Here is a 20,504-nt window from a genome sequence, read left to right on the forward strand (position 1 = left end):
GTGAACAAGACGACCTGTTGCGTCGTGGTATCGGGATGACCTCCCAGCGTACCCGCGAGCGTTTGATCCAGCGTCTGTATGAAGAAGGCCTGTCCAACGCCCAGGTGCTGGAAGTCATCCGGCGCACGCCTCGGCATCTGTTCGTGGATGAGGCGCTGGCGCATCGTGCCTATGAAGACACTGCGTTGCCAATCGGCCATAACCAGACCATCTCGCAACCTTATATGGTCGCGCGCATGAGTGAACTGCTGCTGGCGGCGGGGCCGTTGGACAAGGTGCTGGAGATCGGCACCGGTTCGGGTTACCAGACCGCCGTGCTCTCGCAGCTGGTGGAACGGGTGTTCTCGGTGGAGCGCATCAAGGTCCTGCAGGATCGCGCCAAGGAGCGCCTGGTGGAGCTCAACCTGCGCAACGTGGTGTTCCGTTGGGGCGACGGTTGGGAAGGCTGGCCGGCGCTGGCGCCGTATAACGGCATTATCGTCACGGCGGTCGCCACCGATGTGCCCCAGGCGTTGCTCGATCAGCTCGCCCCTGGCGGGCGCTTGGTCATCCCGGTGGGCTCTGGCGAAGTGCAACAATTGATGCTCATTATTCGCGAGGACGAAGGCTTTTCCCGGCATGTACTGGGTGCTGTGCGCTTCGTTCCGCTGCTCAATGGCCCGCTGGCCTGATCATTTCTTTGCAAACAGTGAATTCTGTTGATGGGGATGTGTCTTACGGCGGGGCTTATTGAGTCAACATGATTGGAAGCCGGGTTTAAACGCGATGAATTTTTCGTTTCAGTCGTGTACCGGTAAAAAGCCAATGCCCAGTTATACTTGCGACATATTTCAAGCCTGATACAGGCATTCATGTTCGGCCAGCACAAAGGGAGCGGCGGGTGAGTCTCACAGGTCTAGCGCAGCGTATGAGTAAAACAAGTTTTCAGCGACTGGTGCTTGGCCTTGTCTTGAGTTCCTTATTGGTGGGTTGCTCAAGCTCTCCGTCCAGTGGCGCTCGGGTTGTCGACCGAAGCCGTGCCAGCGCCGTGCCGCAAAAACCGACAGTCACCACCGGGCAATATGTAGTGCGAAAGGGGGACACGATGTTCTCAATCGCCTTCCGTTACGGCTGGGATTACAAGGCGCTCGCAGCTCGTAACAATATTCCTGTGCCGTATACGATACATCCCGGGCAAACCATCCGTTTCGATGGGCGTACCGGTTCGGCATCTACGGCAGTTGTGACAAAGTCCGGATCTTCGGCCTCGTCCTCAAGCAAAACCACAATCATCACCAGGCCTGCAGGCACCGCTGCGCCTACGGTTGCGAGCAAGCCGGCAGCCACGCCGTTGCCACCTGCCGGGCCGGCGCCGACCGGTTGGGGATGGCCTTCAAACGGGGTGCTGATTGGAAAATTCTCTTCAAACGGTAGTTTGAATAAAGGCATTGATATCGCCGGGGATTTGGGACAGCCTGTTTTAGCTGCGTCTGATGGGACAGTGGTTTACGCCGGGAGTGGTTTACGGGGCTACGGCGAGCTGGTCATCATCAAACACAGCGATACCTACGTCAGTGCCTACGGTCATAACCGCAGGCTGTTGGTTCGGGAGGGGCAGCAGGTCAAAGTCGGACAGACAATTGCCGAAATGGGGTCAACTGGTACAGACCGGGTGAAACTGCACTTTGAGATTCGCCGCCAAGGGAAGCCTGTAGATCCGCTGCAATTCCTACCCCGTCGTTGATGTGTTGCACAGCCTGTTCCCTCACGTAGAAGGAACAGGCTCCAGCGTTGCCAAGGATAAAGGCGTCGCTTGAGCTTGAGGTCGAACTCACCAAAGGACTATAACAATGGCTCTCAGTAAAGAAGCGCCGGAGTTTGACATCGACGATGAGGTTCTCCTTGAAATGGAGATCCTCACCGAAAAGGAATCGATGTCGAATGATGAAGGAGCTGCTAAACCTTCAGTTCGCACCAAATCCAAAAACGCCACCGCGTTAAAGCAGCACAAGTACATTGACTACACGCGGGCGCTCGACGCTACGCAGTTGTACCTCAATGAAATTGGCTTTTCCCCTTTGCTGACTCCCGAAGAAGAAGTCCATTTTGCGCGCTTGTCGCAAAAGGGCGATCCGGCTGGGCGCAAGCGCATGATTGAAAGTAACTTGCGGCTGGTGGTGAAAATCGCCCGACGCTACGTCAATCGTGGCCTGTCGCTGTTGGACCTGATCGAGGAGGGCAACCTGGGCTTGATCCGGGCAGTGGAGAAGTTCGACCCTGAGCGGGGCTTCCGCTTCTCTACCTATGCCACCTGGTGGATTCGCCAGACCATCGAACGGGCGATCATGAATCAGACCCGTACGATCCGGTTGCCGATCCATGTGGTCAAGGAGCTCAACGTCTACCTGCGGGCGGCACGTGAGCTGACACAAAAACTCGATCATGAACCTTCGCCTGAGGAAATCGCCAACCTGCTGGAAAAGCCAGTGGGCGAGGTTAAACGCATGCTCGGCTTGAACGAGCGCGTGTCTTCGGTCGATGTCTCGCTGGGTCCGGATTCGGATAAAACCCTGCTGGACACCCTGACAGATGATCGCCCGACAGATCCTTGTGAGCTGTTGCAGGACGATGATCTTTCCCAAAGCATTGACCAGTGGCTGTCCGAACTCACGGACAAGCAGCGCGAGGTGGTGATTCGCCGTTTCGGCTTGCGCGGCCATGAGAGCAGCACCCTGGAGGATGTAGGCCTGGAGATCGGCTTGACCCGTGAGCGGGTGCGGCAGATTCAGGTGGAGGGCCTCAAGCGCTTGCGTGAGATCCTCGAGAAGAACGGCTTGTCGAGTGAGTCGTTGTTCCAATAAAGGCGCAGTACAAAATGTGGGAGCGGGCTTGTGTGGGAGCTGGCTTGCCTGCGATAGCATCACCTCGGTGTACCTGATACACCGAGGTGTCAGTATCGCAGGCAAGCCAGCTCCCACATAAAGCTCGCTCCCACATTTTTTTGTGCCTGGTATTACCTGGGTGCCGGGACTAAATCCCAGGCATAAAAAAACCCCGCTTTTAAGGGCGGGGTTTTTTCGACTAAGTCAGTACAAGTTAGATAACTTGAACTTCTTCAGCTTGCATGCCTTTCTGACCGCGGGTAGCGATGAAAGAAACCTGTTGGCCTTCTTTCAGGCTTTTGAAGCCGTCGGATTGGATAGCTTTGAAGTGAACGAACAGGTCGTCACCGGATTGTGGAGTGATGAAGCCGAAGCCTTTTTCATCGTTGAACCACTTAACGGTACCAGTTTGGCGATTAGACATGGTGTATCTCCTTGGACAAAGTTAACTGCGACTCAGGAAAAGCCCTGGCCGAGACTGAGTGCAAAGAGCAGGAAAAATTCTTGGAGATGGTTGGATCGAAATTCAACATATCGTGTAGAGATTCTCAGTGACACAAGCAGCACAGTGGCGCCACCTTAACCCTTTTTCCGGGACGTGCCAATGGTATTTCCGAAGGTTTCTCTATTTTCGTGACTGGCGGTGGTATTTACAGTCACCTGGCACTGTAATGTGGGGCCCGGCCCCGCTGGCTGCCGCTTATAGACGGCTGCACATTCATCAACAAATGCCCTGCGCCCTTTGAACCCCAGGGCCAGCCCCGGTAAGATGCCCAACAGAATTTTTCCACCTCGCTATTCAGGACACCCGCCATGAGCATCAAATCGGACAAGTGGATTCGCCGCATGGCGCAAGAACACGGCATGATCGAACCTTTCGTTGAACGCCAGATCCGTGGCGAAGGCGCAGCTCCCGTGATTTCCTACGGTGTTTCCAGCTACGGCTACGACGTACGCTGTGCCGATGAATTCAAGGTGTTCACCAACATCAACTCGGCGATCGTCGATCCGAAAAACTTCGACGAAAAGAGCTTCGTCGACGTTAAAAGCGACGTGTGCATCATTCCGCCAAACTCCTTTGCCCTGGCGCGCACCGTGGAATTCTTCCGTATTCCACGTGACGTGTTGACCATCTGCCTGGGTAAAAGCACCTACGCGCGCTGCGGCATCATCGTTAACGTGACGCCGCTTGAGCCGGAGTGGGAAGGCCACGTGACCCTGGAGTTCTCCAACACCACCACCTTGCCGGCAAAGATCTACGCCAACGAAGGCGTGGCGCAGATGCTGTTCCTGCAGTCCGACGAAGCCTGTGAAGTGTCCTATAAAGACCGCGCCGGCAAGTATCAGGGCCAGCGTGGCGTTACTCTCCCACGCGCTTGATCGAAAGGTCTTACACGCAAAGGGAATTAGTCTGCGTGAAGTGACTCTATTGGGTGTACTGCCTCGGTGCGTGCAAAACGCGCCGAGCCACGCTTGAGGAGTACTTTATGAAGATCGACCCGCGAATCAGCGCCGAACTCGCCCGGCTTGAACCCAACCAGATTGGTGTTCTGGCCTGGTCCCTGATGGCCGACCCAGCGTATGCGGGTGGCATCCCTGGCCAACCTGACGAAGATTGGCCGCAGCAGCCCACCGAGCCCGGTGAGCCAGTCCTTCCCGATGAGCCGCCTCCCGCGCCTGTCGCCTGACTTATCAAAAGACATGGCTGGCGCTTCAGCACACCGGCCATACGTCTTGATCGCCGATCACAAATACTCGCCGATCGTCGCTTTTTTCTACGGAGTAACCGCCGGTAAAAGCTCCGAACGCCGGCAGCAAGCTGATCTTCGAGCCGATCTGGAAGCACGGCAAACGCAAACTCTGCCGACCTTTGCCGCGCAACCGGTACACAGGATGCACATGCCCGGCCAGCACATGCTGGCTGGGGTGGGCATCCGGCTCATGCTGCAATGCAAACGGCCCCATCAATAGCGGCTCGGCCACCACTTCAATCCTCAAGTCGGCAGGCGGGTCGCCAGCGCGTTTATCGTGATTACCGCGAACTAAGGTCAGGTTCAGTGCGTGATTGCGCTCGCGCCAGGTTCTCAAGGCGCTCAGGGTGCCGCTGGCGTGCGAACCCGGGCCGTGCAGGAAGTCACCGAGAAAGATCACCTGCGCGCACGGCAGGGCCGATAACAGGCGGTCCAGGCGCTGCTGGTTGTCGGTAGTGGTGCCCTGCGGCACCGGTTGCCCGAGGCTGCGATACGCCGAGGCCTTGCCAAAATGCGCATCGGCGATCAGCAGGCACTGGCGGGCGGGCCAGTAAATCGCCTTTTCCGCCAGCAGCCACAACTCCTCACCCTCAAGCGTCAGCGAATAATGCATCAACGTTTCCCGGTATCCGCGACTTTTTCCAGGTCCTTGACCATGCGTGCAATACGCTCGGACAGCTTCTCCGAACTCATGCTCTCGCGCATTCGCTCAACCAGCAGTGGAAAAGCCAGCGGCGTCGGCCGTTCGATCATGTGCAGGTCGAGTTTCAGCGCCGACAAATGACGCAATGTCTCTTCCAACCGACGAATATCCAACTCATCACGCAGGACTTCTTCTCCGGCCTGGGTCAGCAAAAGGTTCTCTGGGTCGTATTGTTTGAACACCTCAAAGAACAAGCCGCTGGAAGCCTGCACCTGCCGTGTGCTTTTCGGCGCGCCAGGGTAACCGGCAAACACCAGCCCGGCGATGCGGGCGATTTCGCGAAAGCGGCGCAGCGCCAGCTCACCGGCATTCAAGCTGGCCGCCACGTCCAACAGTAAGTTCGTTGGGCTTAGCAACGCTTGATTCAACACAACCGGCCAGTCCACCGGCGTAGCGCTCAATAGTTCCAGCCCGTAATCATTCACCGCAATCGAAAAGGTCACCGGCTGGCCTTGGCTGACCCTCCACGCCAGCAGGCTCGCCAGCCCCAGATGCACCTGGCGACCGGCGAACGGGTAGAGAAACAGGTGCCAGCCTTCCCGCGACTTCAGGGCTTCCGCCAGCAAGTACGCACGTGTCGGCAGGCCAGACCAGCGCAACTGGGTTTGTAACAGGGGTTGCACCGCCCGCATCTCCGGGCCATCGAAGTGCCCGTGGGCGGCTGCATCAAAGCGCTCGACCACCGCCTGCGCCAATTCATTGGATAGCGGCATGCGCCCGCCATTCCAGCGCGGCACGGCAGCCTTTTTCGCGGTGCTGCGCCGTACATACGCGGTCATGTTTTCCACTCGCACCAACTCCAGCAAACGCCCTGCAAACAAAAAACCGTCGCCAGGCTTGAGCCGGGCGATAAAACCTTCCTCGACACTGCCCAGATTCTTGCCGCCGCCGCCCTTGCTCCAGAATTTCAACTGGATACTCGCATCGCTGACGATAGTGCCCACGCTCATGCGATGACGCCGCGCCAGGCGTGCATCCGGCACGCGCCACACGCCATGCTCGTCGGGTTCCACTCGGCGGTAATCCGGATAGGCCGTCAACGACAAGCCGCCATGGCGCACAAACCCCAGCGCCCAGGCCCAGTCGGCGTCAGTCAGGTCACGATAAGCCCAGGCATCACGCACCTCCGCCAACAGCGCATCCGGGGTAAAACCACCGCCCAGGGCCATGCTCACCAAGTGTTGTACGAGCACATCCAATGGCTTGTAGGGCGATTCGCGAGCTTCGATGCGCCGCTGCGCTATCGCGTCCTGGGCGGCGGCGGCTTCCACCAGTTCCAGGCTATGGGTTGGCACCAACGTCACCCGTGATGGCCTGCCTGGCGCATGACCAGAGCGGCCGGCGCGCTGCATCAGGCGCGCCACGCCTTTGGCCGAGCCGATTTGCAGCACGCGCTCCACTGGCAGGAAATCCACACCCAGGTCCAGGCTTGAGGTACACACCACGGCCTTGAGCTGGCCGTCTTTCAGGGCCCGCTCCACCCAGTCGCGTGTTTCACGCGACAGCGAGCCATGGTGCAGGGCAATCACGCCCGCCCAGTCCGGACGCGCCTCCAGCAACGCCTGGTACCAGATCTCCGACTGTGCCCGCGTATTGGTAAACACCAGGCAACTGCTGCTGGCGTCAACTTCGGCCACCACCTGCGGGAGCATCTTCAAGCCGATATGCCCAGCCCAGGGAAATCGCTCGGTGGTCGGCGGTAACAAGGTGTCGACCTTCAGTTCTTTAGCCGTCTGCCCCTGCACATTGATCCCACCGCCTTGTGGGACCAGAACCTCAAGGGCGTGGGGCTGATTGCCCAAGGTCGCGGAAATCCCCCACACCATCAAATCCGGATGCCAGCGCCGCAAGCGCGCCAACGCCAGTTGCAGTTGCACGCCACGCTTGTTGCCGATCAGTTCGTGCCACTCATCCACGATCACCATGCGCAGGTGCGCCAGGCTGGTCTCACTGTCGGCACGCGCAAGCATCAATGTCAGGCTTTCCGGCGTGGTCACCAGCGCGGTGGGCTGACGCCGGGTTTGGCGCGCGCGTTCGCTGCTGCTGGTGTCGCCGGTACGCAGGCCGACACTCCATGGAATCTCCAGTGCCGCCAGTGGCGCCTCCAGGGCGCGCGCCGTGTCGGCGGCCAAGGCTCGCATGGGCGTGATCCACAACACCGTCAGTGGCTCAGCGGGCGCTTTGCGTTTACCGGTGGCGGGCGGGCGAGTGACGGCGAAGCGGTTGAGGGCGGCAAACCACAGCGCATAGGTTTTACCCGCGCCGGTGCTGGCGTGCAGCAGGCCTGATTGGCCGTCTTTAACCGCCGCCCACACGGCTTTTTGAAAGGCGAACGGCTTCCAGCCCTTGGTGGCAAACCATGTTTTGGCGAAATCGAGGGGTTTTGCCATTCGGCGGCTGACGCTCTGGAGTCTCTATGTCAGAGACCCTCCAGGCGTCGCAAAGGTTTACTTCAAGTTACCGCTCAGAAATTGCTGCAGGCGCTCGCTCTTCGGGTTGCCCAACACATCTTCGGGCGTGCCTTGCTCTTCCACCAGACCCTTGTGCAGGAACAGCACCTGGTTCGACACCTTGCGCGCAAAACTCATCTCGTGGGTGACCATGATCATGGTGCGGCCTTCCTCGGCCAAACCCTGTATTACTTTCAACACTTCGCCGACCAGTTCCGGGTCGAGGGCCGAGGTGGGTTCGTCAAACAGCATCACCTCCGGCTCCATGGCCAGGGCGCGGGCGATGGCCACCCGTTGCTGTTGGCCACCAGAAAGGAACGCCGGGTATTGATCGGCCACGCGTGCCGGCAACCCGACCTTATCCAGGTAGCGACGGGCACGGTCTTCGGCGTCCTTCTTGCTGCAACCCAGTACCCGGCGCGGTGCCATGGTGATGTTTTCCAGCACGCTCATATGGCTCCACAGGTTGAAGTGCTGGAACACCATCGCCAGCCGCGTACGCAGGCGTTGCAATTCGGCGTCGTCGGCCACGCGCATGCCATGGCGATCGCTGACCATGCGGATCTGCTGACCATCGAGGGTCATGGCGCCGTCGTTAGGGGTTTCCAGAAAGTTGATGCAGCGCAAAAAGGTGCTTTTGCCCGAGCCGCTGGCGCCGATCAGGCTGATCACATCACCGGTGTTGGCCTTGAGCGAGACACCTTTGAGCACTTCATTGTCGCCATAGCTTTTATGCAGGCCTTCAACGGTCAATTTGTACATGGGGCGTGCATCCTCAAGGCGAAAGTAGGTAGCCGCTGCGGTAGGCTTGCGTGCCTGCAACATGGCTGATCACCATGCCGGCAGTGGCCATGCGCCGCAGCGAACGGGCGTAAAGCAGGCCGGCATGTTTGCAGTGCACAGGCGTTACGCGGTCAGTAATGGGGTCGATGATTTCGGCGATCAGTTGCCCGGCTTCCAGGTATTCACCGGGCAGGGCGCTGAACACCAGCAAGCCGCCGACCGGCGTGGTCACCGGTTCCACGCCCGCCAGCGGCGTGGCCGGGTAGGGCAGCTCGGGCAGTGGCGCCGCGTCACCGGTGATGGCACCGAAGTGAGTCAGGTAGTCGATGATCGCCTGGCAATCCAGCGCCGCCAGGCCATGGTTGACGTCGCCCTGGCCGCGCAGTTCGACGGTCACCGAAAAACTGCCCATCGGGATCGGGAAACGCTCACCGAAGCGTTGCTGTAACTGCCACCACACCAGCGTGAAGCACTCGTCGAACGACTGCCCGCCGGAGTCGGTCGCCAGCAAGTTGGCTTCCGAGCCGATATAGCGCGCCAGCGGCTCCACCTGCGGCCAGGCCTCGGGGGTGGTGTACAGGTGCGCCACGGCTTCAAAGTCGCAATGCAGGTCCAACACCATGTCGGCATCGCAGGCCAGGCGTTGCAACACCAGGCGTTGGGATTGCAGCTGGGTAGCAGGCGTTTGCGCCGCAAGGGCCAGGCTCAGGGCGTCGCGAATAAGCTCGACGTTGTGCGTGGGGTCGTCGCCCAGCAGGTCTTCGACCTGATTGCCGACCTCCTCACTGAGGTCGACAAACAGGCGATTGAAATTTTGCCCGCTTTCCAGCTCGTAGCGGCCCAACGGAATGTCCATCAACACCTGCTCCAGCCCCACCGGATTGGCGATGGGCACCAGCACGATCTCACTGCGCAGGCGCCCAGCCGCCGCCAGCTCCGCCAGGCGCAGCTTCAGGTGCCAGGCCACCAGCATGCCCGGCAGCTCATCGGCATGCAGTGATGACTGGATATAGATCTTGCCTTCAGCCTGTTCCGGGCCGAAGTGGAAACTGTGAACCTGCCGCGCCGTGCCCGGCACCGGCGCGATCAGTTCATGCACCTGATGACGCATGACGACTCCTTAGTGGCTCGGCCCGAGAAAGGCCAGCCAGCGACGTTCCGCCAGACGAAACAGCCCGACCAGCGCGAAGGTCACGGTCAGGTAGATCAGCGCGGCGATGCCGAATGATTGAAAGGTCATGTAGGTGGCCGAGTTGGCATCCCGCGCCACCTTGAGAATGTCCGGCACCGTCGCGGTAAACGCCACCGTGGTCGAGTGCAGCATCAGGATCACTTCGTTGCTGTAGTAGGGCAGCGAGCGGCGTAGGGCCGAGGGCATGATCACATAGGCATACAGCTTCCAACCGCTCAGGCCGTAAGCCTTGGCCGCTTCGACTTCGCCATGAGCCATGCTGCGGATCGCGCCGGCGAAAATTTCCGTGGTGTATGCGCAGGTGTTGAGGGCGAAGGCCAGAATGGTGCAGTTCATCGCGTCGCGAAAGAACGCATCCAGCACCGGTTGCGCGCGCACGGCGGCGATGCTGTAGATGCCGGTGTAGCAAATCAACAGTTGGATATACAGCGGCGTGCCACGAAACAGGTAGGTGTAGAACTGCACCGGCCAGCGTATGGAGCGTTTGCGCGAAACGCGGGCGATGGACAGCGGAATCGAGACCAGAAAGCCGATCACCAGCGCCGCGCTGAGCAGCCACATGGTCATCGCCAGCCCGGTGATGTGCTGACCGTCGCTATAAAGGAAAGGCCGCCAGTATTGCTGGATAAGTTCGATCATCGCACGGCCTCCCGGGACCCAGCGGAGTAGCGGCGCTCAAGCCAGCGCAGGACGACGTTGGATGCACTGGTGATCAGCAGGTAGATCAGCGCCGCGATGACCAGAAAATAGAACAGCTGATAAGTACTCTTGCCCGCATCCTGCGCGGCCTTGACCAGGTCCGCCAGACCGATGATCGACACCAGCGCGGTGGCCTTGAGCATCACCATCCAGTTGTTGCCGATGCCCGGCAAGGCAAAGCGCATCATCTGCGGGAAGGTCACGAAGCGAAACCGCTGCCCGCGCGTGAGCCCGTAGGCGGTCGCCGCTTCCAGCTGGCCACGCGGCACGGCGAGGATCGCGCCGCGAAAGGTCTCGGTGAAATAGGCGCCATAGATGAAGCCCAGGGTGATGACCCCGGCGCTGAATGGGTCGATCTCGATGTAGTCCCATTCCATAAAGTCGGTAAAGCCGGTCAGCCAGATTTGCAGGCTGTAGAAAATCAGCAGCATCAGCACCAGGTCGGGCACGCCGCGAATCAAGGTGGTGTAGAGCTGGGCGGGGATGCGGATCAGGCTGACGCTGGACAGTTTGGCGCTGGCGCCGAGCAGGCCGAGCAAGACGCTGACGGCCAGGGAGGCGACCGACAGTTTCACGGTCATCCACGTACCTTGCAGCAACAGCGGGCCGAACCCCTTCAAGCTGAAGGCACCCAGCCCCAGGGTTTGCAAAAGATCTTCAAACATGAATTCAGGACCTAATGGCGATAAAAAAGCGCCCACCGCAAACCGGTGGGCGCCGGGGTGTTATTTACCGCTGTAGAGGTTCAGGTCGCCGAAGTGTTTCTTCTGGATGGTGGCGTAGGTGCCATCATCGTGTAACGCTTTGATACCTTTATCGAGCAAGGCCTTGAGGTCTTTGTTACCTTTTTTGATACCGACCGCAGTTTTGGATGGCAGCAGTGGGTCATCGATGGCCTTGCTGACTTCGTAGTCAGCGCCGGCTGGCGACTTCAAAAAGCCCAGTTCGGCTTGCAGCATGTCCTGTACGGAAGCATCCAGGCGGCCCGAGGTCAGGTCGGCGTAGACCTGGTCCTGGTTGGCGTAGGCCTTGGTGGTCACACCGGCTTTGTCCAGCACGGCCTTGGCGTAGGCTTCCTGGATGGTGCCTTGCTCGTAGCCCACGGATTTGCCCTTGAGGGACTCAGGCGTGGAGAAGTTCGCGCCCTTTTTGAACACCAGGGACGTCGGGCCGGAGAACAGCTCGCTGGAGAAATCGATCGCCTTTTCACGGGCTTCGGTCACGGTCATCGAGGAAATCACACCGTCGAACTTGTTGGCGTTGAGGCCTGGAATCATGCCGTCGAAGTCGCTTTCAACCCACTTGCACTTCACTTTCAGCTCGGCACAGATCGCATTGCCCAGGTCGATATCGAAGCCTACGAGGCTGCCGTCGGCGGCCTTGGACTCGAATGGCGCGTAGGAAGGATCGACACCAAAACGCAATTCCTTGTATTCCTTGGCCAGCGCGGTACCAGCAGCCATGCACAGAGCCAGTGCAGAAAGGGTCAGCAATGCTTTTTTCATTATGTAATCCCTGGAAACCAAGATAAGCGCTTGTGGCGCGGTTAGGACTGTTACTGAACGGTGTCAGACGGATCACAAGTAGCAATTTCTGCACCATAGTTCCGAATGTAGTTCCGAATGGTTGTTTTAAAAGGAAGGATAAAGGAGATGTGAGTGTAGGGGATGCCCGAAAATGGGCATGGAAAAATCAATGCACCATTCTGGATCTTGCTCGGATCCAAAATGTGGGAGCTGGCTTGTCGGGTCGCCGCATCGCTGCGATAGCGGTGTGTCAGCTGAATCTCTCTAACTGACCCACCGCCATCGCGGGCAAGCCCGGCTCCCACAGGGTTCTGCAGTGTTTGGGAGTAAGGGGTCAAGTCAACAAGTCCTGCAAGGTCCCCAGGTTGTCGGCTTCTTCCACTGTCTTATCCTGCCGCCACCGCAACATCCTGGGAAACCGCACCGCAATCCCGCTTTTATGGCGCTTCGACAGCGCAATCCCCTCAAACCCCAGCTCAAACACCATGCTCGGCGTCACGCTGCTGACCGGGCCGAATTTTTCCACCGTGGTCTTGCGCACGATGGCGTCGACCTTGCGCATTTCTTCGTCAGTCAGCCCTGAATAAGCCTTGGCGAATGGCACCAGCGTGCGTTCAGTGCCGGGCGGGCCGTCCCACACTGCAAAGGTGTAGTCGCTGTACAGACTGGCGCGGCGGCCATGGCCGCGCTGGGCGTAAATCAGTACGGCATCGACACTGAACGGGTCGACTTTCCACTTCCACCACACGCCCATGTCCTTGGTGCGGCCCACGCCGTACAGGCCATCGCGGGCTTTTAGCATCATGCCTTCCACGCCGAGGCGGCGAGAGTCTTCGCGTTGCTCCGCCAGGTCCTTCCAGCTCGCGCCCGTCAGCAAGGGCGATGGCAACAGCACGGGCTGGTTGCACTGCGCAATCACTTGCTCAAGCTGGACGCGGCGCTCGGCCTGGGTGTGGTTGCGCCAATCGTCGCCCTGATGTTCCAGCAGGTCATAGGCCAGGGCCGCGACTGGCGCATCCTCCAGGACCTTTTTGCTCAAGGTTTTGCGGCCGATGCGCTGTTGCAACAGCGCGAAGGGTTGCACCGCGTCTTTCCACACGACAATTTCGCCATCGATCACCGTGCCATCCGGCAGGCCGCTGACCAAGCTGTGCAGTTCGGGGAAGCGCTCGGTGACCAACTCTTCACCGCGCGACCAGACCCACAGGCGACCGTCGCGCTTGACCAGTTGCGCGCGAATGCCGTCCCACTTCCATTCCACCTGCCAGTCGGCGGGTGCGCCGAGCAAGGCGTCGAACTGCTCCACCGGTTGCGCCAGCCCATGGGCCAGAAAAAACGGATACGGCTGACCGCCGCGTTGCGCATGCTCGTCGGACGATTCGGCGGCGATCAGTTTGAGGTAGCCTTCGGCCGTAGGCCGGTTGGACAAATCGGTGTAGCCCACCAAGCGTTGTGCCACACGTTTGCTGTCCAGGTCGGCCATGGCGGCGAGGGCGCGGGTGACCAGCAGTTTGGACACGCCGACACGAAAACTGCCGGTGATCAATTTGATGCACACCATCAGGCTCGGCTGATCGAGCTGCGCCCATAACGCCGGCAGGCGTTCGGCCAATTCCAGCGGCGGCAGGCCACGCAGGGGCAGCAGCTTTTCCTCCAGCCACACTGCAAGCCCGTCTTCCGAGGTATAGGAGGATTCGGGCAACAACAGGGAAATGGTCTCGGCCAGGTCGCCTACCGACTGGTAACTTTCTTCGAATAACCAAGGTTCTATGCCCGATGCTGCGGTGGCCATGTCGCGCAGCAGACGGGTCGGCACCAATTGCCGGGGCCGCCCGCCGGAGAGGAAGTACACCGCCCAGGCCGCATCTTCGGGTGGCGCCTGGCGGAAGTAGGCTTGCAGCGCGGCCAGCTTGGCGTTGCTGGAGGTGGTGGCGTCGAGGTTGGCGTACAGCTCGGCGAAGGCTTTCATGCCGTGGCCTCTTCTTCGTCATCGCCGTATTCGGTGGTGAAACCCTGGGCATCCAGGCCTTTTTCCCGCAAGTGGCGTACCAAAACGCCTACGGAACCATGGGTGACCATCACCCGTTCGGCGCCGGTCTGTGCGATGGCCCACAGCAGTCCGGGCCAATCGGCGTGGTCCGAGAGCACAAAGCCTCGGTCCACACCGCGCCGCCGTCGCGTGCCACGCAGGCGCATCCAGCCGCTGGCGAAGGCGTCGCTGTAGTCGCCGAAGCGCTTGATCCAACTGCTGCCACCGGCGGACGGCGGCGCAATGATCAGTGCCTGACGCAGCAATGGGTCAGTCTTTTTGAAGTCCCCGGCATATAAGGTTTCGGGGATATAGATGCCGGCCTCGCGGTACACGCGGTTCAGCGGTTCCACCGCGCCATGGCTGAGAATCGGGCCGATGCTGGCGTCGATGCCATGCAGGATGCGCTGGGCTTTGCCAAAGGAATAACAGAACAACACGCTGGCTTTGCCGACCGCGATATTGGCCTGCCACCAATCATTGATGCCGGCAAAAATCTGCGCCTGGGGTTGCCAGCGGTAAATCGGCAGGCCGAAGGTGGATTCAGTAATAAAGGTGTGGCAACGCACCGGCTCAAAGGGCGCACAGGTGCCATCGGGTTCGACTTTGTAGTCGCCGGAGGCTACCCAGACTTCGCCCTGGTATTCCAGGCGCACCTGCGCGGAACCGAGCACATGCCCGGCGGGATGGAAACTCAGGGTGACGCCGTGGTGGATGAGTTTTTCGCCGTAGGCCAGGGTTTGCAGGTTGATGTCCTGGCCCAGTCGCGAACGCAGGATGCCTTCGCCGGGAGCGGCGGCCAGGTAATGCTGGTTGCCGGTGCGGGCGTGGTCCCCATGGGCGTGGGTGATGACGGCGCGGTCCACCGGGCGCCATGGGTCGATGTAGAAATCTCCCGCAGTACAATAGAGGCCTTCGGGGCGGGCGATGACAAGGTCCATGGGCGTGCCGGGGCAGTGGGCTTATCAGGTATGAGGGGAGCGAGACTTGAGAAGTTCTATCTAAATGCAGGCGATCAAATGTGGGAGCTGGCTTGCCTGCGATTGCGGTGTGTCAGTCGATTAATTAGTGACTGACACACTGTTATCGCAGGCAAGCCAGCTCCCACATTTTGATGGCGTGACGCGGAGCGTCACAGGATGCATTCCCACGCAGAGCGTGGGAACGATCACCGGGTTACTTGCCGGGTGTGAGGGTCAAGCGGGTTTTCCCGTACACCTTGTCAAAGTTCTGCGGCTGCATCGGGAAGCTCAGGTATTGCGCCTTGAGCGACGCATCGATGCCGTTCGCATAACTCGGGCTGGCCGGGTTGCCGGATTGGCCGATGCCACCTTGACCCATCATCGGTTCGATTTGGCTGAAGTCGACGATCATGCGCAGCGCCGGCACTTGGGTGGTGACAAAATCCTGCCCCCAGCTGTACGGCGCCGGGTTCAGGGTGTTGTGGTCGCCGCCACTGGCAAACGGCCCGCGGATCACCTGGCCATTGGTGTTTTTCCAGGTGGTGGTGTGCAGTTTGCCCCACTGCCAGGCCTTGTGATCACCACCCAATTGGCTGTCGCCAGCGGTGATGGCGGCGGCAAGGCTGCGGGCGAGGATCGCCGGTTTGTCTTCTTTTTGCGCGGTGCGCACGTCGTCCCAGAAGGGGCTGTCTTCGCGGCCCAGCAGGTGGTCGGCGTTGGCGGAATAGGACAGGTTGGCGTTGCTGACAAAGGCTTTCCAGCTGGCGCTGGTTTCCGGGCCGAGTTCGTCGAGGAAGATCTGCTTGGTGCTTTCCTGCAGGAACAGCTCATAGATCGCCGCGTCTGCGGAGGTCGGTGCCAGGCGGCCATCAAACGCCATCAAGCGACTGAGCGCTTCGCGTGCCTTCACAGCTTCGGTTGCCGGCAGCGCATCGATTGCCTGTTTCAGTGGCTGGGCCATACCCGGCGCCTGGAACATGGTCTTGAGCTTGGCGGCAAACGTGGTGGTCTGGTCGTACTGCATGGCGATCATGCTGCGGCTGTCATGCTTGCCGGCGTTGGCCAGTTGTGCCAGGCGCTCGCTGCGCTCCGGGGCGTCCCAGGAATTGGACAACTGCATGCCATAACCGCGTGGCGCGGTGCGCTGGTTGGCCGTGCCGATCCAGCCTTGGGCCGGGTCCTGATCGTAAGGGTGCAGCATCGCGTCGGCGTAGCCGTCCCAGTCAAAGCGCGCGTCCCAGCCCGGCGAGGGCAGCAGGCCTTCGCCTTCGCGACGGTTGGGGAAGCGGCCAGTGACTTGCCAGCCAATGCTGCTCGCGTCGGCAAAGATCATGTTGAGGGCGATGGCGCGGATTTCCCGGGTCGCGTCCGAGGCCTTGCCAGCGCTTTGGGCGCGGGACAGGTCGAAGAATGCGTCCAGGCTCTTGTCGTCCTTGAGGTCGGCGGTTTGCAGGGCCAGGCCGAACCCGGTGGTGAGTGCCTGGCTGCTGTTGAGCAGGGCGCCGTGGCGGGTTTCGTACACCACTTCGCGAATCGGCCGCTGGCCCTTGGCGAAGTAGGTTTCGTTGCGCACGACGGCCGGTAGCCATTTGCCGTTGTTCTCGTAGTACAACGCGCTGCCTTGGCGTTTGACCTTCTCCAGGAACAGGTCCTGGGTGTCGCCTTTTACCGCGCTCATGCTCCACGCCACTTTGCCGTTGAAGCCGGACAGCAGGGTCGGCAAACCGGCAATCGAGACGCCGACCGCCTGGTATTTCGGGGCACGGATCTGCACGTAGTTCCATGGCGACGGTGCTTGTGGCTGGGCTGCCAGGTCGCTGGCCAACAGGCTTTTGCCACTGCGGCTGCGTTGCGGGCCGATGGCCCAGTTGTTAGAGGTGGTGACGGCCAGTGCGTTGAGACTGTTCAACTGCTGGCCGACGCTTTCAAGCCCTGCAAGGCCGGTGATCTGGCTGAGGTTCACGCCCTTGAGCTTGTCGGCTTCGTCCATCGGGATCGGCTCGTCCGGCGCACTCGGCGTCAGCCAGGCGAGCTTGTCGGCCCCGACTTTCTGCGCCAGCACCAGCGACGAGAGTTCTTCCTGCAGGTTGCTCGACTCGCTGAAATTCAGCAGGCAGAACAGCAGCGCCGAATCTTCCGGCTTCCAGTACTCGGGCTTGAAGCCGGTCTGGGCCAGGTCCGGCGGCAGCTTGTCGCGGTAGCGGAACAGGTAGGCGTTGACGCCACGGGCATACACTTCAAAGAAGCGCTTGAGGCGCGGCGACGAAGCGTTATACAGCTCGCCGGCGCTTTTTTTCAGGTTGACCGCGCGCATGAAACGGTCGACATCCAGCACTTGCGGGCCGGACATCTCCGCCAGGCGGCCCTGGGCCAACAGGCGCAAAGTGACCATCTGCGTGATGCGGTCGCTGGCGTGTACATAACCGAGGCTGAACAGCGCGTCATGGAAGGTGTTGCTTTCGATCAACGGCATGCCCTGGGCATTGCGGCGCACCGACACATTCTGTGCCAGGCCTTTGATCGGTTGCACACCGGCCACCGGCGGCAGGGTGTCCTGGGTGCTCTGGAGCTGGCAACCGGCCAGGCTTAAAGCACTGGCCACTGCCGCGGCAACGCCGAACCGGGGGATAAAGTGTGAGAGGGCTGGCGAGGCCATGGCAAAGCTCCTGCGGGGGGTAGCGTCATTAAAGGCGCTACGTTAGTGAGCGCGGCGAAACGACGCAAGCAGGAGTTTGGGTTAAGCGTGAGATCTTGAGACCGGTAGAGAACAATGTGGGAGCTGGCTTGCCTGCGATGCTGACGCCTCGGTGTGTCAGTTACACCGAGGTGATGCTATCGTAGGCAAGCCAGCTCCCACATAGATCAGGATTTTGGCGGATTCACTTTCTGCACCAGTTCATACGCCCGCACCGTCGCCGGCCGTTCCTTGATGCTGTTGAACCAGCGCTGCACGTGCGGGAAGTCCTCCAGACGCTGGCTCTGCCACTTGTGGGAAACGACCCACGGGTAGATCGCCATGTCGGCGATGCTGTAGTCCTCACCCGCCACGAACGCGCGGTCCGCCAGGCGTCGGTCCAACACGCCGTACAGGCGCGCGGTTTCGTCCACATAGCGCTTGATCGCGTAAGGAATCTTTTCCGGTGCGAATTGGCTGAAGTGATGATTCTGACCCGCCATCGGCCCCAGCCCGCCCATTTGCCAGAACAGCCATTGCAGCGCTTCCTGGCGGCCGCGCAGGTCTTTTGGAATGAATTGGCCGGTTTTTTCCGCGAGGTAAAGCAAGATCGCGCCGGATTCGAACAGCGAAATCGGCGCGCCGCCGTCGGTCGGGCTGTGATCGACGATGGCCGGGATGCGGTTGTTGGGAGCGATCTTCAGGAAGTCCGGCTTGAACTGCTCGCCCTGGCCAATGTTGACCGGGTTCACCTCGTAGGGCAGGCCGGCTTCTTCCAGGAACAGCGATACTTTGTGACCGTTGGGGGTGGTCCAGTAGTACAGGTCGATCATGAAGCTCTCCAAATGAGCGAATGCCTGTCTCTATAGGTGATGATCAAGGGGCAATAATTCAATCAAACATTTGCGTCTAACCTTAGAAGCCAATCACACCGCGCTATCGACCAACACCTGCAATGACTGCTGCGAGCAGCGCTCAATGCGCACCTGTACGCCATAGACCTGCGCAAACAACGCCGGGTCGAGCACCTCATCCGCCACGCCGCTGGCGTACAACCTGCCCTGGCGCAGCACGGCAATATGGTCGGCGAAGCGTGCAGCCAGATTGATATCGTGCAGCACCACCACGGCGATCAAATTGTGTTCGCGCACCAGCGCGCGCACGCAGTCCATGACTTTTAATTGGTAATTGAGGTCGAGCGCGCTGGTGGGTTCGTCGAGCAGCATCACTTGCGGGCGACGCGCAATCAGCTGGGCGAGGCCGACCAATTGGCGCTGGCCGCCGGACAACGTGCTCAGCAGCTGATCGGCCAAATGCGCGATGCCGATACGCTGCAACGCTTCGAAGGCTTCGCCCAGGCAGGCCTCGCTGGACAGCGCAATGCCGGCCACATTGGCCACACGTAGCGCGGCGATCACGCTTTCCATCACGCTGAGGCTCAGGCCCGGCGGCAGGTTTTGCGGCATGTAAGTCACGCGGCGCGCACGCTCGGCCACCGACATGGCTGACAGGTCGAGGTCACCCAGTCTGACCACGCCTTGCATCTTTTCCAGCCCGGCGATGGCCCGCAGCAGCGTGGATTTACCCGCGCCATTCGGGCCGATCAAGGCGGTGAGGCTGCCGTGGGGCAGGGTCGGCAAGCTCAGCTCATGCACGATCTGCCGACGCCCGTAGCGGATAGTGGCGTTGTGTACCGATAAGCCCGCACTCATAACTGCCTCCCGCGCTTGAACACCAACACCACAAAAATCGGTACGCCCACCAAGGCGGTGACAATGCCCACCGGCACAATCACGCCGGGCATGATCAGTTTGCTGGCAATCGACGACAGCGCCAGCAGCAACGCGCCGGTCAACGCACTGGCCGGCAGCAGGAAACGCTGGTCTTCACCCACGAGAATCCGCGCGATATGCGGCCCTACCAAGCCGATAAAGCCGATGGTGCCTACAAACGCCACGGCGGTGGCTGACAGCAGGCTGATACGCAGCAACGAGAAAAACCGCAGGCGCTTCACATCCACGCCAAAGCTTTGTGCGCGGTCCTCGCCCATGCGCAGCAGGGTCAGGCGCGGCGCGGCGGCGAAGGAAAACGGCAGCACCACGGCAACGACAAAGGCGAGGATGCCGAGCTTGTCCCAGTTGGCGCGGGTCACGCTGCCCAAGGTCCAGAACACCAATTGTTGCAGCACGTCTTCGGTGGCCACCAGTTGCAGCAAAGCCACCACGGCGTTGCAACTGAACACCAGTGCGATGCCGAACAGCACCAGGCTTTCCACGCCCGCACCGCGCAGGCGTGACATGGCTTGCAGCAAAAACACCGAGGCGGCGGCAAAGATAAACGCCGAGATGGAAATCGCGGTGTTGGCCGACACCCACAGCGTGGTCACCGGAAACACGATGACCAGCGAGGCGCCCAAGGCCGCCGCCGACGACACGCCCAACGTAAACGGGCTGGCCAGCGGGTTATTGAGGATCGCCTGCATCTCGGCCCCGGCCAGAGACAGCGCGCAACCCACCAGCACCGCCATCAGCGCGTAGGGCAGGCGCACGTTCCAGATGATCACCTGGTCGGTGGCGCTCAGGTGCGACGGATGCAGGATGCCGTCGAGCAACGCCAGCAGGCCCATGCCCGACGGGCCGCTGGCCAGGTCCACCAGAATGGCGCAGACCAGCGCGATGCCGAGCAGCGCCAGCAGCCAGGTACGCCGGGCCAGCAAACGGCGATAGCCGTGAGTGGCGCTGGCAAGGTCGAGGGTTTGAGTGGTCATGGGGCTCACACAATGTTGAAAACAACGAAAATCCACATGTGGGAGCTGGCTTGCCTGCGATTGCGGTGTGCCAGTCGATTAATTCAGTGACTGACACACCGCTATCG

19 protein-coding genes are annotated in these 20,504 nt (G+C 60.4%); 5 read left to right on the forward strand and 14 right to left on the reverse strand.

Translation table 11 applies throughout. The annotated features are described in order from the left end of the window. Positions 1–35 precede the first annotated feature (35 nt). From AOA62_RS10035 to rpoS, 3 genes are all read left to right on the forward strand, one after another. Positions 36–671 carry a protein-L-isoaspartate(D-aspartate) O-methyltransferase gene (locus tag AOA62_RS10035; protein ID WP_169850588.1) on the forward strand — a complete coding sequence of 212 codons (636 nt, stop codon included), beginning with the start codon at positions 36–38 and terminating at the stop codon, positions 669–671. 209 nt (positions 672–880) lie between these two features. After that, a complete protein-coding gene (locus AOA62_RS10040; protein ID WP_099548560.1) occupies positions 881–1,723 on the forward strand; it encodes a peptidoglycan DD-metalloendopeptidase family protein in 843 nt (280 codons plus the stop codon). A 106-nt stretch (positions 1,724–1,829) separates the two neighbouring features. Then, positions 1,830–2,840: an RNA polymerase sigma factor RpoS gene (rpoS, locus tag AOA62_RS10045; RefSeq protein ID WP_017137165.1), complete on the forward strand. Its 1,011-nt coding sequence runs from the start codon at positions 1,830–1,832 to the stop codon at positions 2,838–2,840. A gap of 235 nt (positions 2,841–3,075) precedes the next feature. Here rpoS and AOA62_RS10050 read toward each other — a convergent pair whose 3' ends face one another. Next, positions 3,076–3,285 (reverse strand): cold-shock protein, encoded by a 210-nt coding sequence (locus AOA62_RS10050; RefSeq protein ID WP_002554837.1) that lies wholly within the window; start codon positions 3,283–3,285, stop codon positions 3,076–3,078. Between the two features lie 389 nt (positions 3,286–3,674). Here AOA62_RS10050 and dcd point away from each other — a divergent pair, with 389 nt between their 5' ends. After that, the gene (dcd, locus tag AOA62_RS10055) at positions 3,675–4,241 is read left to right on the forward strand and encodes a dCTP deaminase (RefSeq protein ID WP_017137166.1); all 567 of its coding nucleotides are present in this window, start codon (positions 3,675–3,677) and stop codon (positions 4,239–4,241) included. A 107-nt stretch (positions 4,242–4,348) separates the two neighbouring features. Further along, positions 4,349–4,549, forward strand: coding sequence for a hypothetical protein (locus AOA62_RS10060; RefSeq protein ID WP_017137167.1), 201 nt, complete (start codon positions 4,349–4,351; stop codon positions 4,547–4,549). A 25-nt stretch (positions 4,550–4,574) separates the two neighbouring features. Here AOA62_RS10060 and pdeM read toward each other — a convergent pair whose 3' ends face one another. From pdeM to AOA62_RS10125, 13 genes are all read right to left on the reverse strand, one after another. After that, the gene (pdeM, locus tag AOA62_RS10065) at positions 4,575–5,225 is read right to left on the reverse strand and encodes a ligase-associated DNA damage response endonuclease PdeM (RefSeq protein ID WP_099548561.1); all 651 of its coding nucleotides are present in this window, start codon (positions 5,223–5,225) and stop codon (positions 4,575–4,577) included. After that, positions 5,225–7,705, reverse strand: a complete 2,481-nt coding sequence (locus tag AOA62_RS10070) for a ligase-associated DNA damage response DEXH box helicase (RefSeq protein ID WP_099548562.1) — start codon at positions 7,703–7,705, stop codon at positions 5,225–5,227. The genes pdeM and AOA62_RS10070 overlap by 1 nt, the downstream gene beginning before the upstream one ends. Before the next feature lie 57 nt (positions 7,706–7,762). Beyond that, complete coding sequence (locus AOA62_RS10075; protein ID WP_017137170.1) at positions 7,763–8,527, reverse strand: ABC transporter ATP-binding protein; 765 nt, start codon at positions 8,525–8,527, stop codon at positions 7,763–7,765. A gap of 13 nt (positions 8,528–8,540) precedes the next feature. Continuing rightward, a complete protein-coding gene (locus AOA62_RS10080; protein ID WP_099548563.1) occupies positions 8,541–9,659 on the reverse strand; it encodes a succinylglutamate desuccinylase/aspartoacylase family protein in 1,119 nt (372 codons plus the stop codon). Between the two features lie 9 nt (positions 9,660–9,668). Continuing rightward, a complete protein-coding gene (locus AOA62_RS10085) occupies positions 9,669–10,379 on the reverse strand; it encodes an ABC transporter permease (protein WP_017137171.1) in 711 nt (236 codons plus the stop codon). Then, positions 10,376–11,104 (reverse strand): ABC transporter permease, encoded by a 729-nt coding sequence (locus AOA62_RS10090; protein WP_017137172.1) that lies wholly within the window; start codon positions 11,102–11,104, stop codon positions 10,376–10,378. The genes AOA62_RS10085 and AOA62_RS10090 overlap by 4 nt, the downstream gene beginning before the upstream one ends. 60 nt (positions 11,105–11,164) lie before the next feature. After that, on the reverse strand, positions 11,165–11,944 hold the full coding sequence (locus AOA62_RS10095; protein WP_017137173.1) for a transporter substrate-binding domain-containing protein: 780 nt from the start codon (positions 11,942–11,944) through the stop codon (positions 11,165–11,167). Positions 11,945–12,299: 355 nt separating this feature from the next. Then, positions 12,300–13,934, reverse strand: a complete 1,635-nt coding sequence (locus tag AOA62_RS10100; RefSeq protein ID WP_099548564.1) for an ATP-dependent DNA ligase — start codon at positions 13,932–13,934, stop codon at positions 12,300–12,302. Next, a complete protein-coding gene (locus tag AOA62_RS10105; protein WP_017137175.1) occupies positions 13,931–14,935 on the reverse strand; it encodes a ligase-associated DNA damage response exonuclease in 1,005 nt (334 codons plus the stop codon). The genes AOA62_RS10100 and AOA62_RS10105 overlap by 4 nt, the downstream gene beginning before the upstream one ends. 235 nt (positions 14,936–15,170) lie before the next feature. Then, positions 15,171–17,612: a penicillin acylase family protein gene (locus AOA62_RS10110; protein WP_099548565.1), complete on the reverse strand. Its 2,442-nt coding sequence runs from the start codon at positions 17,610–17,612 to the stop codon at positions 15,171–15,173. Between the two features lie 206 nt (positions 17,613–17,818). After that, positions 17,819–18,463, reverse strand: a complete 645-nt coding sequence (locus AOA62_RS10115) for a glutathione S-transferase N-terminal domain-containing protein (protein ID WP_099548566.1) — start codon at positions 18,461–18,463, stop codon at positions 17,819–17,821. Positions 18,464–18,556: 93 nt separating this feature from the next. Then, positions 18,557–19,342 carry an ABC transporter ATP-binding protein gene (locus AOA62_RS10120; protein ID WP_099548567.1) on the reverse strand — a complete coding sequence of 262 codons (786 nt, stop codon included), beginning with the start codon at positions 19,340–19,342 and terminating at the stop codon, positions 18,557–18,559. Further along, a complete protein-coding gene (locus tag AOA62_RS10125; RefSeq protein WP_099548568.1) occupies positions 19,339–20,397 on the reverse strand; it encodes an iron ABC transporter permease in 1,059 nt (352 codons plus the stop codon). Before AOA62_RS10125 ends, AOA62_RS10120 begins: the two co-directional genes overlap by 4 nt. Between the last annotated feature and the right edge of the window lie 107 nt (positions 20,398–20,504).

It is taken from the genome of Pseudomonas sp. 2995-3 (genome assembly GCF_002742565.1).
GTDB classification, from domain to species: Bacteria; Pseudomonadota; Gammaproteobacteria; order Pseudomonadales; family Pseudomonadaceae; genus Aquipseudomonas; species Aquipseudomonas edaphica.

Coding starts and splice junctions, on each gene's coding strand:
- rpoS (WP_017137165.1), top strand. CDS start 1,830: ATGGCTCTCAGTAAAGAAGCGCCGGAGTTTGACATCGACGATGAGGTT.
- AOA62_RS10090 (WP_017137172.1), bottom strand. CDS start 11,104: ATGTTTGAAGATCTTTTGCAAACCCTGGGGCTGGGTGCCTTCAGCTTG.
- AOA62_RS10035 (WP_169850588.1), top strand. CDS start 36: ATGACCTCCCAGCGTACCCGCGAGCGTTTGATCCAGCGTCTGTATGAA.
- AOA62_RS10125 (WP_099548568.1), bottom strand. CDS start 20,397: ATGACCACTCAAACCCTCGACCTTGCCAGCGCCACTCACGGCTATCGC.
- AOA62_RS10075 (WP_017137170.1), bottom strand. CDS start 8,527: ATGTACAAATTGACCGTTGAAGGCCTGCATAAAAGCTATGGCGACAAT.
- AOA62_RS10110 (WP_099548565.1), bottom strand. CDS start 17,612: ATGGCCTCGCCAGCCCTCTCACACTTTATCCCCCGGTTCGGCGTTGCC.
- AOA62_RS10060 (WP_017137167.1), top strand. CDS start 4,349: ATGAAGATCGACCCGCGAATCAGCGCCGAACTCGCCCGGCTTGAACCC.
- dcd (WP_017137166.1), top strand. CDS start 3,675: ATGAGCATCAAATCGGACAAGTGGATTCGCCGCATGGCGCAAGAACAC.
- AOA62_RS10070 (WP_099548562.1), bottom strand. CDS start 7,705: ATGGCAAAACCCCTCGATTTCGCCAAAACATGGTTTGCCACCAAGGGC.
- AOA62_RS10050 (WP_002554837.1), bottom strand. CDS start 3,285: ATGTCTAATCGCCAAACTGGTACCGTTAAGTGGTTCAACGATGAAAAA.
- AOA62_RS10100 (WP_099548564.1), bottom strand. CDS start 13,934: ATGAAAGCCTTCGCCGAGCTGTACGCCAACCTCGACGCCACCACCTCC.
- AOA62_RS10115 (WP_099548566.1), bottom strand. CDS start 18,463: ATGATCGACCTGTACTACTGGACCACCCCCAACGGTCACAAAGTATCG.
- pdeM (WP_099548561.1), bottom strand. CDS start 5,225: ATGCATTATTCGCTGACGCTTGAGGGTGAGGAGTTGTGGCTGCTGGCG.
- AOA62_RS10120 (WP_099548567.1), bottom strand. CDS start 19,342: ATGAGTGCGGGCTTATCGGTACACAACGCCACTATCCGCTACGGGCGT.
- AOA62_RS10095 (WP_017137173.1), bottom strand. CDS start 11,944: ATGAAAAAAGCATTGCTGACCCTTTCTGCACTGGCTCTGTGCATGGCT.
- AOA62_RS10105 (WP_017137175.1), bottom strand. CDS start 14,935: ATGGACCTTGTCATCGCCCGCCCCGAAGGCCTCTATTGTACTGCGGGA.
- AOA62_RS10080 (WP_099548563.1), bottom strand. CDS start 9,659: ATGCGTCATCAGGTGCATGAACTGATCGCGCCGGTGCCGGGCACGGCG.
- AOA62_RS10085 (WP_017137171.1), bottom strand. CDS start 10,379: ATGATCGAACTTATCCAGCAATACTGGCGGCCTTTCCTTTATAGCGAC.